11 protein-coding genes are annotated in these 15,576 nt (G+C 66.6%); 10 read left to right on the top strand and 1 reads right to left on the bottom strand.

Annotated features, from left to right (window positions below):
* Positions 1–11: 11 nt before the first annotated feature.
* From mvaD to KV110_RS32240, 8 genes are all read left to right on the top strand, one after another.
* A complete protein-coding gene (mvaD, locus tag KV110_RS32275; RefSeq protein ID WP_218470943.1) occupies positions 12–1,019 on the top strand; it encodes a diphosphomevalonate decarboxylase in 1,008 nt (335 codons plus the stop codon).
* The gene (locus tag KV110_RS32270; RefSeq protein WP_218470942.1) at positions 1,016–2,140 is read left to right on the top strand and encodes a phosphomevalonate kinase; all 1,125 of its coding nucleotides are present in this window, start codon (positions 1,016–1,018) and stop codon (positions 2,138–2,140) included. Before mvaD ends, KV110_RS32270 begins: the two co-directional genes overlap by 4 nt.
* A complete protein-coding gene (fni, locus tag KV110_RS32265; RefSeq protein WP_343224134.1) occupies positions 2,115–3,194 on the top strand; it encodes a type 2 isopentenyl-diphosphate Delta-isomerase in 1,080 nt (359 codons plus the stop codon). Before KV110_RS32270 ends, fni begins: the two co-directional genes overlap by 26 nt.
* A 30-nt stretch (positions 3,195–3,224) precedes the next feature.
* Complete coding sequence (locus tag KV110_RS32260; RefSeq protein WP_281427699.1) at positions 3,225–4,304, top strand: hydroxymethylglutaryl-CoA reductase; 1,080 nt, start codon at positions 3,225–3,227, stop codon at positions 4,302–4,304.
* A gap of 11 nt (positions 4,305–4,315) precedes the next feature.
* On the top strand, positions 4,316–5,503 hold the full coding sequence (locus tag KV110_RS32255) for a hydroxymethylglutaryl-CoA synthase (protein ID WP_218470941.1): 1,188 nt from the start codon (positions 4,316–4,318) through the stop codon (positions 5,501–5,503).
* The gene (locus tag KV110_RS32250) at positions 5,500–6,495 is read left to right on the top strand and encodes a 3-oxoacyl-ACP synthase III family protein (RefSeq protein ID WP_246634123.1); all 996 of its coding nucleotides are present in this window, start codon (positions 5,500–5,502) and stop codon (positions 6,493–6,495) included. Before KV110_RS32255 ends, KV110_RS32250 begins: the two co-directional genes overlap by 4 nt.
* A 10-nt stretch (positions 6,496–6,505) precedes the next feature.
* On the top strand, positions 6,506–8,125 hold the full coding sequence (locus KV110_RS32245) for a class I adenylate-forming enzyme family protein (protein ID WP_218470940.1): 1,620 nt from the start codon (positions 6,506–6,508) through the stop codon (positions 8,123–8,125).
* A gap of 79 nt (positions 8,126–8,204) precedes the next feature.
* Positions 8,205–8,927, top strand: coding sequence for a transmembrane-type terpene cyclase (locus KV110_RS32240; RefSeq protein WP_218470939.1), 723 nt, complete (start codon positions 8,205–8,207; stop codon positions 8,925–8,927).
* Here the strand turns inward: KV110_RS32240 and KV110_RS32235 are convergent.
* A complete protein-coding gene (locus tag KV110_RS32235; RefSeq protein WP_246634122.1) occupies positions 8,857–9,831 on the bottom strand; it encodes a sigma-70 family RNA polymerase sigma factor in 975 nt (324 codons plus the stop codon). The genes KV110_RS32240 and KV110_RS32235 overlap by 71 nt on opposite strands.
* Before the next feature lie 73 nt (positions 9,832–9,904).
* Between KV110_RS32235 and KV110_RS32230 the strand changes: the two genes are divergently transcribed.
* Both KV110_RS32230 and KV110_RS41680 read left to right on the top strand, forming a co-directional pair.
* Complete coding sequence (locus tag KV110_RS32230; RefSeq protein WP_218470938.1) at positions 9,905–12,115, top strand: MMPL family transporter; 2,211 nt, start codon at positions 9,905–9,907, stop codon at positions 12,113–12,115.
* 112 nt (positions 12,116–12,227) lie between these two features.
* The gene (locus KV110_RS41680; protein WP_246634121.1) at positions 12,228–15,572 is read left to right on the top strand and encodes a 3-carboxy-cis,cis-muconate cycloisomerase family FAD/NAD(P)-binding protein; all 3,345 of its coding nucleotides are present in this window, start codon (positions 12,228–12,230) and stop codon (positions 15,570–15,572) included.
* The last annotated feature ends 4 nt before the right edge of the window (positions 15,573–15,576 follow it).

Genomic DNA, 15,576 nt, shown 5'->3' with positions numbered 1-15,576 from the left:
AAGGAGCACACATGACCGTCGATTCGGCGGTGACCGCGATCGCGCACCCGAATATCGCGTTGGTCAAATACTGGGGCAAACGCGATGAGGAATACATCCTTCCGCATACCGACAGCCTGTCGGTGACCTTGGATATCTATCCGACGACAACGACGGTCCGCCTGGACACCGCTCTCGACCGCGACCAGGTGACCGTCAACAGAGCACCGGCGACCGGCGAAATGCTGACCAGGATCCGGACCTTCCTCGACCTGGTGCGTGGGATGTCGGGGCGGGCGGAGTATCTGCGTGTCGATACGACGAATACCGTGCCGACCGGAGCGGGCCTGGCCTCCTCGGCGAGCGGATTCGCCGCGCTGGCCTTGGCCGCCGCGGTTGCGTACGGACTCGACCTGAACCCCACCGGCCTGTCCAGGCTGGCGCGGCGCGGGTCGGGTTCGGCCTGCCGCTCCATCTTCGGCGGCTTCGCTTTGTGGCACGCTGGTACCGGAATCGGCGAAGAGGGCGACCTGAGCTCCTACGCCGACCCCATCGACGCCGGTGCGCTCGACCTCGCCCTGGTGGTCGCCGTCGTCGATGCCGCGCCGAAGGAGATATCGAGCCGCGCGGCGATGCGCCGCACCATCGAGACTTCGCCGCTTTATGCGCCATGGGCGGAGTCCAGTCACCAGGACCTGGCCGACATGCGTGCGGCGATCACCCGCGGTGACCTCGATGCCGTCGGTGAAATCGCCGAACGCAACGCCCTCGGCATGCACGCGACAATGCTCGCGGCACGGCCCGCGGTGCGCTATCTGTCCCCGGCGTCACTACGGGTACTCGACTGCGTCGGGCAATTGCGCCGGACCGGTATCGGCGCCTTCGCCACGATGGACGCCGGCCCGAATGTGAAGGTCCTCTGCCGAGGTGGGCACGCCGAGCGGGTGGCCGACGCATTGCGTTCGCTCAGCGACACCCGCTCGGTGATCACCGCGCGTCCCGGTCCCGGCGCCCGGCTGCCCGACGGAGATTCGCGATGATCACCTGTAGCGCTCCTGGCAAGCTGTTCGTGGTCGGTGAATACGCGGTGGTGGAGCCGGGACGCTTGGCGATCCTGGTCGCCGTCGACCGGCGAGTGTCGGTCACGGTGTCACCGGGCGAGCTGGCCGGGCGCGTCGCGGTCAGGTCCGATCTGTATTCGGGCACAGTCGAATTCGTCCGGGTGGACGCGCGACTTGTTCCGTGCGTGGACGACTCGGGCCCTGCGCCACGACTGAACCATGTGGTGTCCGCGATCGAAACTGTCGAGCGCCTCATCGTGGAACGCGGGTTGCCGGTTCGTCCGTTGACGCTGGACATCACCAGTGAACTCCACGAGGACGGCACGAAATTCGGCCTCGGTTCGAGTGGCGCCGTTACGGTGGCGACCATTTCGGCCGTCGGCGCGTTCTACGGACTGGATCTGACGCCAGAGCAGCGCTACCGGCTCGCCATGCTGGCCACTGCCCGGATCGCCGCGCGCGCGTCGGGCGGAGACCTCGCGGCCAGCGTATGGGGCGGCTGGATCGCCTATAGCGCGCCCGATCGGACCGACATTCTCGGTATGGCCGAGCGGCTCGGCATCGACCGGGCCATACATGCGGAATGGCCTGGGTTTTCGATCAAGCGACTACAGCCACCCGCCGATCTCACCTTCGAAGTGGGCTGGACCGGCGTACCCGCCGCCACCGACACATTGGTGGCGGGGTTGGCCGAGCGCAACCGGAACAACGACTCCTTCTACCGGTCGTTCTTGTGGCGCAGCGACGAATGCGTGCGCACCTGCATAGCGGCGCTACGCGATGGCGAAAACCGGGAATTCCTCAGGCAGATTCGCCGATTCCGGGACCTGCTGCAGACCGCGGACGGCATCACGCGCATCGGCATCTTCACGCCGCGGATGACCACTCTGTGCGACACGGTCGAGAAGGTCGGTGGGGCGGCCAAGCCGTCGGGCGCCGGCGGCGGGGACTGCGGCATCGCCTTTCTCGACAACACCGCACACCATCAGCTCGAAACCCTGCGGGCGCGGTGGCGTGCGGCGGGCATCCGCCCGCTCTCGATCCGTGTCCCGGCTGTGGAAAAGGAGGCCCGCGATGATGATCGGCAGCCGCAAGGATGATCACGTGCGCCTTGCCGTCGAGCAGTTACACGGCAAGGACGCGAGCAACGAGTTCGACGACGTGACGTTTGTCCACCACGCACTGGCGGGGATCGATCGCTCGGACGTCTCGCTGCGCACGACCTTCGGTGGAATCCACTGGCGGACCCCGCTTTACATCAACGCGATGACCGGCGGCAGCGCTGGCACCGGCCGGATCAATCGTGACCTCGCGATCGCGGCACGGGAGACCGGGGTCGCCGTCGCCACCGGATCGTTGAGCGCGTACCTGGCCGACGAATCCGTGGCCGATACCTATCGGGTCATGCGCGAGGAGAATCCGGACGGATTCATCATGGCGAATATCAACGCCACCACCTCCGTCGACAATGCCCGTCGCGCTATTGATTTGTTGCGGGCGGACGCGTTGCAGATCCACCTCAACGTGATCCAGGAAACCGTGATGCCGGAGGGCGATCGATCGTTTTCCGCCTGGTTCCGGCAGATCGAGCGGATCACGGCGGCGGTCGATATCCCGGTGATCGTGAAGGAGGTGGGATTCGGCCTCAGTCGCGAGACCGTGCTGTCGTTGCGACAGGTTGGCGTCGCCGCGGCCGACGTCGGCGGGCGCGGCGGCACCAATTTCGCGATCATCGAGAACGGCCGCCGGGATACGGCGGACTATTCCTTCCTCGACGGCTGGGGCCAATCGACGGCCGCGTGCCTGCTGGACTGCGGCCGCATCCCCGATATACCGGTGCTGGCCTCCGGTGGAATTCGGCACCCGCTCGATATCGTGCGCAGTCTCGCGCTGGGCGCCGCGGCCGTCGGCGCCTCGGGGCGATTGCTCGGCACGCTCGTCGAGCAGGGACCGGCCGCGCTGGTGGCTCGGATCAGCACCTGGCTGGACCAACTCGCCGCGGTGATGACCGTTCTCGGGGCACGTACCCCGGCGGAGTGCGCGCACTGCGATGTCCTGATCACCGGAAATCTCCGCTCGTTCTGCGAAGCCAGAGGAATAGACCTGCACGGTCTGGCAACGCGCCGCGCTTCGGTGTCCCGAGCAGCGTCGTAGCTCGGTCACGCGCCGGGCGAATGTTGATCATTGTCGAAGTTGGAAAGTGGGTACTTCGTGGCCGAATATCTGACCTCTGCCGAAATTCCGATGAAATGGGTCGGGCCGATCAGGATTTCGGGCAATATCGCCCGAACCGAGACCAGCGTTCCGCTCGCCACCTTCGAGACCCCGCTGTGGCCGTCCGTGCAGCGCGGGGCGAAGGTTTCCATGATGATCGACTCCGGGATCGTCGCCGTCCTGGTCGACGAGCGGATGACCCGCTCGATACTCATCGAAGCCCTCGACGCCGAAGTGGCGCATTCAGCTGTGCGACAAGTCGATTCGATGTTCGAAGAACTACGTCGGGTCGTCGCGGACGGCAGCCGGTTCACCGACCTGGTCGGCGTCCGGCACGAGCAGGTCGGGAACCTGATCTTCCTCCGCTTCGAGTTCACCACCGGCGACGCGTCCGGGCACAATATGGCGACGCTGGCCGCCGACCGGCTGATGACGCATATTCTGCACACCGTCCCCGGTGTTTCCTACGGCTCGATCTCCGGAAACTACTGCACCGACAAGAAGGCGACCGCGGTCAACGGAATCCTCGGCCGCGGCAAGAACGTCGTCACCGAGCTGCTGATACCACGGCACATCGTCGCGGACGTCTTGCACACCACCGCGAAGAAGATCGCCGACCTCAATGTCCGCAAGAACATGGTCGGCACGATATTGGCGGGCGGGATCCGTTCCGCGAACGCGCATTACGCGAACATGCTGCTCGGGTTCTACCTGGCGACCGGGCAGGACGCGGCGAACATCGTCGAAGGGTCGCAGGGGATCACCTATGCCGAGGATCGCGACGGCGACCTCTATTTCTCCTGCACCCTGCCCAATCTCATCGTCGGCAGCATCGGCAACGGGAAGGGACTCGACTTCGTCGACGACAACCTCGGGCGGCTGGGTTGCCGGCCCGGACCGGAAACGGGCGCCGGTGCCCGGCGGCTCGCGGTGATCGCCGCCGCGACCGTGCTGTGCGGCGAACTGTCGCTGCTTGCGGCGCAGACGAACCCCGGTGAACTCATGCGGGCGCACGTGCAGTTCGAACGTGAGCCCGCAGTTCGACACTGATGGAGCAAATGATGAATCACACTCTTGCGGTCGGTATCCACGACTTGTCTTTCGCGACATCGCATTACCAGATGAATCACAGCGAGCTGGCCCGGAAATACGGTGTAGACCTCGACAAATACCGTATAGGTATCGGGCAGAGTTCGATGAGCGTCACCGCTGCCGACGAGGACATCGTCACGATGGCGGCGGAAGCGGCCAAACCGATTGTCGACCGGCACGGCGCGGCCGATATCCGCACCGTCTTGCTGGCCACTGAAACGGGCGTCGACCAGGCCAAATCGGCTGGCGTCTACGTGCATTCGCTGCTCGGCCTGCCCTCATCGGCCCGGGTCGTCGAATTGAAGCAGGCCTGCTACGGCGCGACCGCGGCGCTGCAATTCGCGGCGGCACTGGTGCACCGGGAGCCCTCGCAGCGGGTCCTGGTGATCGCGACCGATATCGCCAAATACGAGCTCGGTTCCCCCGGCGAGGCAACCCAGGGGGCGGCGGCCGCGGCAATGCTGGTTTCCGCCGATCCCGCGATTCTGCGGATCGAGTCGCCATCGGGTTTGTTCGCCGCCGACATCATGGACTTCTGGCGGCCCAACTACCGGTCCACCGCGCTGGTCGACGGCAAAACGTCGATCACCGCGTATCTGCAAGCAGTGGAAGGTGCTTGGAAGGACTATGTCGAGCAAGGCGGCCGCCCGGCCGCCGAATTCTCCGCCTTCTGCTATCACCAGCCGTTCACGAAAATGGCGTCGAAGGCGCATCGGCATCTGGCTGAATGCTCGAATCTGGACGGCGCCGCCCACGAAATTCTCGGGGCCGTGCACAACACCACCATCTACAACCGATCGATCGGCAACAGCTATACCGCCTCGCTCTACCTCGGGTTGGCGTCGCTCCTCGACCACAGCCGCGATCTGGCCGATCAGCACATCGCGCTGTTCAGCTACGGGTCCGGCAGCGTGGCCGAATTCTTCGGCGCGACGGTGGTTCCCGGCTACGGAGCGCAGCTGCGGACCGCCGCGCACCGCAGGGCGATCGAGCGTCGCACGCCGATCGACTACGCGCACTACCGCGCCCTGCACGAGCGGACCATTCCGGTCGACGGCGGTGACTACGAGCTCCCCGAGGAGGGTTCGGGCCCATACCGGCTCGCCGCGGTATCCGGGCACAAACGGATCTACGAGCCGAGGATGCCGAGGAGATGACGGCGGTCGAACCCATGCCGCGGATCGGGGTACTCGGGACCGGGGCCTACGTCCCGGACCGCATCGTCACGAATGCCGAGGTGGCCGCGCCCGCCGGCGTCGATGATGCGTGGATCCGCCGCAAGACGACGATCCGGGAACGCCGCTGGGCGGACTCGGATCAAGCGACCTCCGATCTGGCCGCCGAGGCCGGGCGCATGGCCCTCGCGGCCGCGGGAATCACGGCGGCCGATCTGTCCACGATCGTCGTGGCGACCTCGACGCCCGATCGTCCGCAGCCGCCGACCGCGGCCTACGTGCAACAGCTACTCGGCGCGAACGCGGCCGCCTTCGATATCAACGCCGTGTGCAGTGGCTTCGTCTTCGCGTCGGCGGTCGCGCATCCGCTCGTCCGTGCCTCGGGCGGATACGGATTGGTGATCGGGGCGGACGTGTATTCGCGCATTCTCGATCCGCGCGATCGCAAGACCGTCGTCCTGTTCGGCGACGGCGCCGGTGCCGTGGTGCTCGGTCCGGTGTCCGGCGGGGGCATCCGCGAGTGCCGACTGCACACCTTCGGGCAGATGTCGGAACTGATCTCGGTGCCGGCCGGTGGGTCTCGGCTGCCGTCTTCGCCGCACACGCACGCCGCCGGGTTGCAGCACTTCACCATGGACGGCCGCGGTGTCCGCGAGTTCGTGGAGACGACCCTGCCGGAGCTGGTCAAGCAATTCCTCTACGACTGCAATGTGTCGCCGCACGAGATCGGACATGTCGTGCCGCATCAGGCGAACGGCGTGATGTTGGACGACACCATCCCCGAATTGGGACTGCACACCGCGCACGTGCACCGCACGGTCGGCGAGTACGGCAACACCGGCGCCGCATCCATTCCCATCACGCTCGATCGGGCCGCGGCCGGCGGTGCGCTACGCACCGGCGACCTGATTCTGCTCATCGGATTCGGCGGTGGCATGTCGGTGGGGTTGGCGCTCATCGAATGGTCGTCATAGGAGGACGAGTATGACCAGACTCAAATACTCACACATCAATATCGGTCTGCTGTTCGACTGGCATGCGGACCGGACCGGACAAACCATCGTGCACGTCGATCGGCCCGCCGATATCGCGCCGGATCTCGGTACCGCGTTCGACGCGAATACGTTGGCGGCGACCGTGCGTGACCTCGCGAGTGCGCTCTACGCGGCGGGCGCACGGCACGGCGACAAGGTCGTCATCGTCAAAGACAACCATTTCGACAGCGTGCTGGTTGCCGCGGGCGCGGCGCGGATCGGTGCGCTGCCGGTAATGATCTCGCCGTTCGTGCCGCTGCCGATGCTGCCGGTGATGATCGCCAAGGCGGCGCCGCGGCTGGTGATCGCCGGAACGACCCTGCTGGCCGCCGCGGTTGCGGCCTCGGTCGAGCTGGCACCTGCCGAGACCCCGATCGTCACCGTGGGCGAACCCCGCGATGATCTGCCGGACAACGCGGTGCCGCTCGACGAATTCCGCGGTGCGGCAGCGGTGTCCGCGCGGCCGAACGCCAATGCTGAGCCGATGATCGTGACGCACACCTCCGGCACCACCGGCGTGCCGAAGTTCGTCGTGCACAGCGCCGATACCGCGATCCATTCGCTGCCGCCGCGGCTGGAGCGATTCCCGTTGCCGTTCATGACGTCTCGGCGCGACGATATTGTCGCCGCCGCCATTCCGTTCTTCCATATCCGGGCGTTCCTGTGGACCGCATCGCAACTCGCGGTCGGTCCGCGCGCCATGGTGGCGCTCTCGGATCCGGCACCCACCGAGGTGGCGAAGGCATTGGCGGCTTTTCGTCCAACGCACGTGGAAACGCTGCCGAATGTCTTCCAGCTCTGGGAGGAACTGGCCGACCGGCAGCCGGAGCTCTTCGCCCGAACGCGGCTGTTCACCAGCACTTTCGACGCGGTGCACACGCGAACGGTGCGCAAGTTCCTCAACGCGTCGCAACGCAGGTTCCCGGTATGGGCCTGGGCGTTGGCGCAGTCGGAGATTCACGCCATGGTCGGCGGGATCGTCACCCGGCCGATGGTCAACGGCCGCCGACGGGAGCGCTCGGATCTGACGACCGTCGGCTTTCCGCCGATGGTCCGCGCCCGCGTCGTCGATCCGGTGACGGGACAAAAGGTTCCGCACGGCACGGCGGGCTTGCTGATGATCTCCGCGAAGGGCCGGTGTCTCACCTATTTGGGGGAAGACGAGCGGCACCGCTCGAAGGTCGACGGCAAATGGTGGAACAGCGGTGACATGGCGATATCCCTCGGATTCGGGCGATATCGAATGGTCGACCGCGAAGTCGACATGATTCCCGGCATGAGCTGTATCGAATTGGAAAGCACACTGCTGGATCGATTGGCGAATGCGACGGAAATCGTCGTGCTGGCGATTCCCGGGAATCTGCCGCTGCCGGTGGTCTGCATGCGCGACGACCGACTCGAGCCCGCCGAATGGACCGCGGCGACGCACGGGCTGCCCGCCATGCAGCAGCCGCGAGTGGTGCCATGGGACCAGGTCCCGCGGACCGGGACCTGGAAAGTCCAGCGGGCCGAGCTGCGCGCGCGACTCGTCGGCACCGCCGCGGGCATCGGCAGCGGTAACTGGATCTGAAAACGCTGGATCTGTCACAGAAAGGCTGGCTCTCGTGTGGTTTCCGCCCTACCTCATTGATCTTCCGACCGTCGCTCCCGTGGTGTTGCCACCGCGGGACTTCCACAGCATCGGGTTCTATTCCATCGTCACCGGACTCGCGGTGTGCTGGCTCATCGCCTACGGGTTGGCGATCCATCGCGGTTTCGTGGACAAACGGGTCGGTATACCAGCGGCCTTCGTCTGCGCGAATATCGCGTGGGAATTCATGCATTCGCTGGTCATCCAACAGGACGCCGAACTGCGACCATTCTATTTGGCCTGGGCGCTGGTCGATATCCTCATCCTGTATCAGGTGCTCAAATGGGGAAACAGGGACTTCCCGTCGATGTCGCGGCGCGCGTTCCGCGGCATGGTCGCCGCCATCATTGCCTATGCGGCGGCGCTGACCCTGTTGATGACCTACGAGTTCAAGGACCCGATCGGTCTGTATGACGGTGCCGGACTGAATATCTTGCTCAGCACGAGCTTCATTCTCATGCTGCGCAGCCGCGGCTCCTCGGCCGGGCAGTCGATGTACATCGCGCTGTTCAAGTGGGCGGGAACCGCCCTCGGCGCGCTCAACACCATCATCGTCTTTCCGGAGCGAAGGCTGCTGCTCTTCCTCTTCGCGACGGTGTCGATTCTCGACTTCTGCTACATGACCATGCTGTACCGGCAGATCCGGCGCGAGGGTGCGAATCCGTGGCAGTTCAATCGCCCGCCGGTACCGGATACTCCGGTACGCAAACCGGTGCGGCCTGCGGTCGTCCCGGCCGGGTAGCGGCCACACCGCGGAGTTTGTCCGGGCTGACGATGTTGTAGATGGCCCGGACGAACCCGTCCTCCGGCCGGATGTCGAGCACGACCACCGCATAGGGCGCGTCACCCCGATAGAGCACCGCGGCGGGCCCACCGTTGACCTCGACGAAGGCGGCGTCGAGTCCGTCGGCCAGCCCGGTGACCGCGTTGAGCAACCGAACCACCTTGTCGCGGCCGGTGATCACCCGGCGGGCCGTGCCGGGCAGTCCGCCGCCGTCGGTCCACATCGCCACATCGGGGGCCAGTACTTCCAGGAGGGCATTGAGGTCGCCGCCGATGGCGGCGGTGAGAAATCGTTCGGTGACCGCTCGCCAGGTTTCCCGGTCCACCTGGTAGCGCCCCCGCTGCTGCCGGACGTGCTGCCTGGCCCGGTGCGCCACCTGGCGGACCGAGACCGGCGTGCGCCCGATGAGGTCGGCGATTTCGGGATGGCTGTAGCCGAAGGCGTCCTTCAACACGAAAACGGCGCGTTCCAGCGGCGTCAGCGTCTCCAGGACAACCATCATCGCCAGCGACACCGACTCCGATCGCAGCGCCTGCTCCGACGCGTCGGCCTCGGTGAGCATCGGATCGGGCAGCCACGGCCCGGGGTAGATGGACCGGTCGCGGCGCAGTCTGGTCAGCCGGGCCAGCGCGTCGTTGATCGCGATCCGGACCAGGTAGGCCCGCGGATTCGCTACCTCGGCCCGCCCCGGCGCCGCCGCCCAAGCCAACCAGGTCTCCTGCAACACGTCTTCGGTGTCGGCGACGGAGCCGAGAACGTTGTAGACAAGGGCATAGAGCAAGTCACGATGCGTGTCGAACTCCGCGGACGCTGCTTCCATCGGCGTGGTGGACGGTGCGATCTTCCTTGTGACAGGCCCCACAACGCCATGATGTCACACTCGCGGCCGCTCAAATCTCCTACAGATGTCCCGGACCCACGAAGAGAGGGAAACAATGTTGGAACGGCTCGCGGCGTTGACCGTACGCCGCCCATGGCGGTGTCTTGTTCTTGCCATCCTGCTCGTTGTCCTCGGTGGCGTGGCGAGCGCGGCGGTCTTCGGGAAGCTGTCGGCCGGTGGCTTCACCGTCGCCGACTCCGAATCCGCCCAAGCCGCCGAACTTCTGCAGACCGAATTCAAGCAGCAGGCCCCCAATCTGACCCTGCTTGTCACCGCGCCGGACGGGGTGGACTCACCCGCCGCTGCCGCCGATGGTGAGGCGCTGGCCAAGAAGCTGGCCGCCGAACCCGGCGTCACCGATGTCAGTTCCTATTGGACAGCTGGGCGGGCGCCTCAATTGCGCGGCGAGGACGGCCAGCGGGCCTTGGTCCTCGGCGCCATCTCCGGCGACGACACCACCGTCGAGAAGCGCATCAAAACGCTGCAACCCGAATATCAGGGCGAATTCGGCAGCCTGCGGGTGCAGGTCGGTGGTAACGCGGTATTGCAACACGAGATGGTCGTGCAGGGGCAGGAGGACGCCACCAAGGGGGAGGCGCTGGTCTTCCCGGTCACCCTCGTGCTGCTCGTCCTGTTCTTCGGCAGCGTTGTCGCGGCATTGATTCCGCTGGCGGTCGCGCTGGTGGCGATGATGATCTGCTTCGGCGTGATGTGGCTGCTGGCGAGCGTTTCGTCGTTGTCGTCCTTGGCGATCAGCATCGTCACCCTGCTCGGTCTTGGTCTGGCGATCGACTACAGCCTGCTGTTCGTCAACCGGTATCGAGAGGAACTGGCGGCGGGCCGCGACATCCCCAATGCCATCCGGATCACCATGGGATCCGCGGGTCGTACCGTCATCTTTTCCGCGTTCACGGTGGCCATCGCGCTGGCCGGGTTGATCTGGTTTCCGCTGGAGGCGATCAGGTCGATGGGGTATGCGGGCATCGCGACCGCACTGATCGCCGGGGCCACGTCCGTCACGGTATTGCCCGCGCTGCTCACGGTTTTGGGGCCACGCGTCGACAAGTGGCGGGTTCGTCGGCGCAGCGCGACGCCGTCCATGGAGACGGCCGACGGGTTCTGGCACCGGCTGGCGACGACGGTCATGCGTCGTCCGGTCCCCATCGCGACAGTGGTGATCATCTTCCTGCTGCTGCTCGGAGCGCCCGCGCTCGGCATGAAACTGGGCATGCCCGATGAACGGATCATGCCGGAAAGCTCGTCAGCCAGGCAGGTCGCCGACGTCATCCGCAGCGATTTCGACACCAGCGGCCAGAATGCGCTGCTGGTCGTGCTGCCGGAGGCGCCCTCGGATCGTCAGGCTGTCGCCGACTACGCGGCTGCCCTGTCCGCCTTGCCGAATGTCGCCCAGGTGCAAACCGTGACGGGCTCTTACCGGTCGGGCACGCAGCAGGCTGCCGCGGGTCCGCAGGACGCTCGCTTCGCCACCGATTCCGCGGTGTATCTCACCGTGCTGCCCACCCCGGCGGGCGTCGACGAGTCCGATGCGCTGGTCACGCAGGTGCGAGAGACGCAGGCACCGTTCGAGACGATGCTCACCGGCGTGGCGGCGACCAATCAGGACAGCACCAACACCATCATCGACCGGCTGCCCTACGCCCTCGGTTCGATCGCCGTGGTCATGGTGGTGTTGCTGTTCATGGTGACCGGCAGTGTCCTGGTGCCGTTCCTGTCACTGCTGCTCAGTCTGCTGAGCCTGACCGCGACGTTCGGCGCGCTCGTCTGGATCTTTCAGGACGGTCACCTGTCCGGCCTGCTCGGGTTCACCGCGACCGGCACCTTGTCCCCGACGGTCCCCACGCTGCTGTTCGGACTCTCGTTCGGCTTGGCCATGGACTATCAGGTGTTCCTGCTGGCGCGCATCCGGGAGGAGTACGACCAGACCGGTGACGGCACCGCCGCGGTGGCGATCGGGCTGGAACGCATCGGCAGGATCGTGACCGCCGCGGCCGTGACCATCGCCGTGGTGTTCCTCGCCTTCATTATTTCCGGGATCTCGATGTCGAAGGCGTTCGGCATCGGACTTCCGCTGGCCGTGCTGATGGACGCGACCCTGATTCGTGGCGCGCTGCTGCCCGCGACCATGCGGCTGTTCGGCAAGGCGACCTGGTGGGCGCCCTTGTGGCTGCGGCGGATCTACGAAGGTGCGGCGCTGCACCGTTCGGTCGAGGAACCACTCGACAAGAAACCTGTCGCCGCCGGCTGATCCGGCACCACGCAACGGGCGGTCTGCACACGCAGGCCGCCCGTTTTGCGTGCGCCGGGGCCGCCGCGCGACAGCTACCCATCGCCATTTCTGCGAGAACGAAGGAGGGGAAATGTCGAAGGGGGACAACAGCGAGACCCTGCGGATCGCGATAGTCGGCGTCGGGCCGCGTGGGCTGAATGTCTTCGAACGGATCTGCGCCAACGTGCGCGACGACCGGAATACCCCCGGTCTCGAGGTCTTCCTCATAGATTCGACCCGGGTCGGATCCGGCGCGGTCTGGCGCACCGACCAATCCCCGCTGCTGCTGATGAATACCGTTGCGGCACAGATCACCATCTTCACCGACGACACCGTGCAGATGGAGGGCCCGGTGGTGCTCGGGCCGAGCCTGTTCGAGTGGGCGGATTTCCTGGTCAAGATCGGAAACTTCGCGGACCTGCCCGAGCCGATGTACGAGGAGGTCCGCCGGATCGGGCCGAACACCTATCCCACCCGGGCGCTGTACGGCCACTATCTGCGCTGGGCCTACGAGCGAACCCGCGACCGGTATGCGCCGTGGGTGCGCGCACACGAACTCACCGCCACCGTCACCGACCTGCGCGACGACGCGACGGGGCTACAAGAGTTGGCATTGGACACCGGCGACCGGCTGTGCGGCTTGCATGCCGTCGTGCTGACCCAGGGACATCTGCCCCTCACCCGACCGACCGACGCCGGATCGCTGCCCATGGCGGCTCGACGTCTCGGACTGAACTACATCGCACCCGCCAATGCCGCCGATGTCGACCTGGACAGCGTGCTCGAACGGGAGCCGGTCCTCATCCGGGGATTGGGCCTTACCTTCTTCGACTACATGGCCTTGCTGACGGTCGGCCGCGACGGCTGCTTCAAGGAATCCAAAGGGGCGCTGGAATACATTCCCTCCGGCCGGGAACCGCTGATCGTGGCCGGTTGCCGACGCGGTGTGCCGCACCATGCCAGGGGCGCCAACGAGAAGGGGATCGCCGGACGGCATGTCCCCGTCCTGCTCGATGCCGAGCGGATCGCCCAATTGCGGCTTCGCGCAGACCGATTCGGCGACGTCGACTTCCGGCGGGACGTGTGGCCGCTGATTTCCCGCGAGGTGGAGTCGGTCTACTACACCGCGCTGATCGCCGATCGGATCAGCCCGCGCGAGCTGCGCCGCTTCCGGGACCGGTACTTCGCCGCCGCCACCGACCGCGAGGCGGGCGAAGTACTCGACGACTTCCTGGTGGCCGAGCAGGACAGATGGAATTGGACCACCGTCACCGATCCGACCGCCGGTCGCCGGTTCGCCGACCCCGCCGACTTCCAGGAGTGGTTGCTCGACTACCTCGACGCCGACCTGCGCCATGCCGAGCTCGGCAATGTGCGCGACCCGGTCAAGGCCGCCCTGGATGTGCTGCGGGATCTGCGTAACGAGGTCAGACAGGTGGTGGACCACGGCGGTATCACCGGCCGGTCCTATCGGGACGACCTCGACCGGTGGTACACGCCGATGAACGCGTTCCTGTCCATCGGCCCGCCCGCGCGTCGGATAGCGGAACTCGCGGCGCTGATCAGAGCGGGCACCGTCCGAATCCTCGGTCCTGGCATGCACGTTCGGGTCGACGAGGACCGCGGCTGCTTCGTCGCGCAAGCCGCGCTGGTGGACCACTCCGCCACCACCGCACGGGTCCTCATCGACGCCTGGCTGCCGTACCCGGACCTGCACGGCACCGAAGATCCGCTGCTGCGCAACCTGTTACGGCGCAACGACGTGCGCGGCTACACGATGGGCAACCCGGACGGCAGCACGTATCGAACCGGCGGGCTGGCGGTGGATCAGGGTTCGCATGCCGTGCTGGACGGTGTCGGCCGAATTCATCCGCGGCGCTACGCATTCGGGGTTCCCACCGAGGCCGTGCGCTGGGTCACCGCGGCGGGTCCACGGCCCGGCGTCAACTCGGTGACCCTGTCGGATGGCGACCAGATCGCCAGGGCGATCCTTGCCGCGCACCGCAAGACGCGGGTGGACACCCCTCTCGAAAGGACCGATTCCATGACGATAGACAAGGGACTGCTCGCGCCGGTGCGGGTCGGCGTTCCGGTGGAGAGCCTGGTGACCGACGACGCCTGGATCGAGGCCATGCTCGACGTCGAACTCGGCTTGTCCCGCGCCCAGGCCCGGCTCGGCATCATTCCCGACAGTGCCGCGGACAGCGTGGCGGCGGCGATACGCACGCATCGGTTCGACACCAGGGCCATCGCCGAGGCCGCCCGCGGCGCGGCGAATCCGGTGGTGGCGCTGGTGGAGCTGCTGCACCGGGCCGTGGCCGACATCGACCCGGCCAGTGCCGATTACGTCCATTACGGCTCGACCAGCCAAGACATCCTGGACACCGCAACGATGCTGATCGCCGCCCGCGCCTTGACCACCATCACCGGCGACCTGGCCGATACGCTGGACTCCCTCGGCCGCCTCGCCCGCAGGCACCGGGACACCCCGATCGCCGCGCGGACGCTGGGCATGCACGCCGTACCGACGACATTCGGCGCCAAGGTGGCGGGCTGGATGCAGGGCCTGACGCACGCCCGCGATCGGGTGAATCGGGTACTGGCTACCGGACTGCCGATCCAGTTGGGCGGCGCGGCAGGGACATTCGCGTCCTACGTGGAATGCGCGCGGGCCGGAAGCTCGGAACTGGCCGCGGCTCCGCCCGAGCAGATCTTCGAGCGACTGACCGCCGAGTTCGCGGCCGAGCTGTCGCTCACCGCCGGACCAACGCCCTGGCACACCATCCGCACCCCGATCGCCGACCTCGGCGGTGCGCTGGCCACCGTTTCGGGTGCGCTCGGCAAATTCGCCGTCGACGTGATCTCGCAGTCCCGGACCGAAGTCGTCGAGCTGTTCGAGCCGACCGCACCGGGGCGAGGCGAGTCCTCCGCCATGCCGCAGAAGCGAAATCCCGCTCTCAGCACCATGATCCGGGCCGCGGCATTGCAGGTGCCCGGCCTGACATCAACCTTGTTCGGCACGCTGCTCGCGGAGGACGAGCGACCGGCGGGCGCCTGGCATGCCGAATGGCAGCCGCTGCGTGACTGTCTGCTCCTGGTCGGCGGTGCCGCACACACGGCGGCGGAGCTGGCGGCCGGCTTGACCGCCGACGCCGACCGGATGCGGGAGAACCTGACGATCACCAAGGGGCAACTGGTGTCGGAGCGGCTGTCGATCCGGTTGACCCCGTTGCTCGGTAAGACGGCGGCCAAGAAGACATTGCAGGCCGCGGCGTTCGAGGCGCACGCCAGCGGCCGCGCCCTCGCCGATGTGCTCACCGAGGACGTCGATGTCCGCGCCCACGTCACCCAGGATGAGATCATCGAACTGCTGCGCCCGGAGAACTACCTCGGCGCAGCGCCTGCTCTCGTGGACCAGGCGCTGCGCCGACTGTGACACC

Origin of the sequence: Nocardia iowensis, from assembly GCF_019222765.1 — a bacterium.
GTDB classification, from domain to species: Bacteria; Actinomycetota; Actinomycetes; order Mycobacteriales; family Mycobacteriaceae; genus Nocardia; species Nocardia iowensis.
This window is presented reverse-complemented; position numbering and strand designations above follow the sequence as displayed.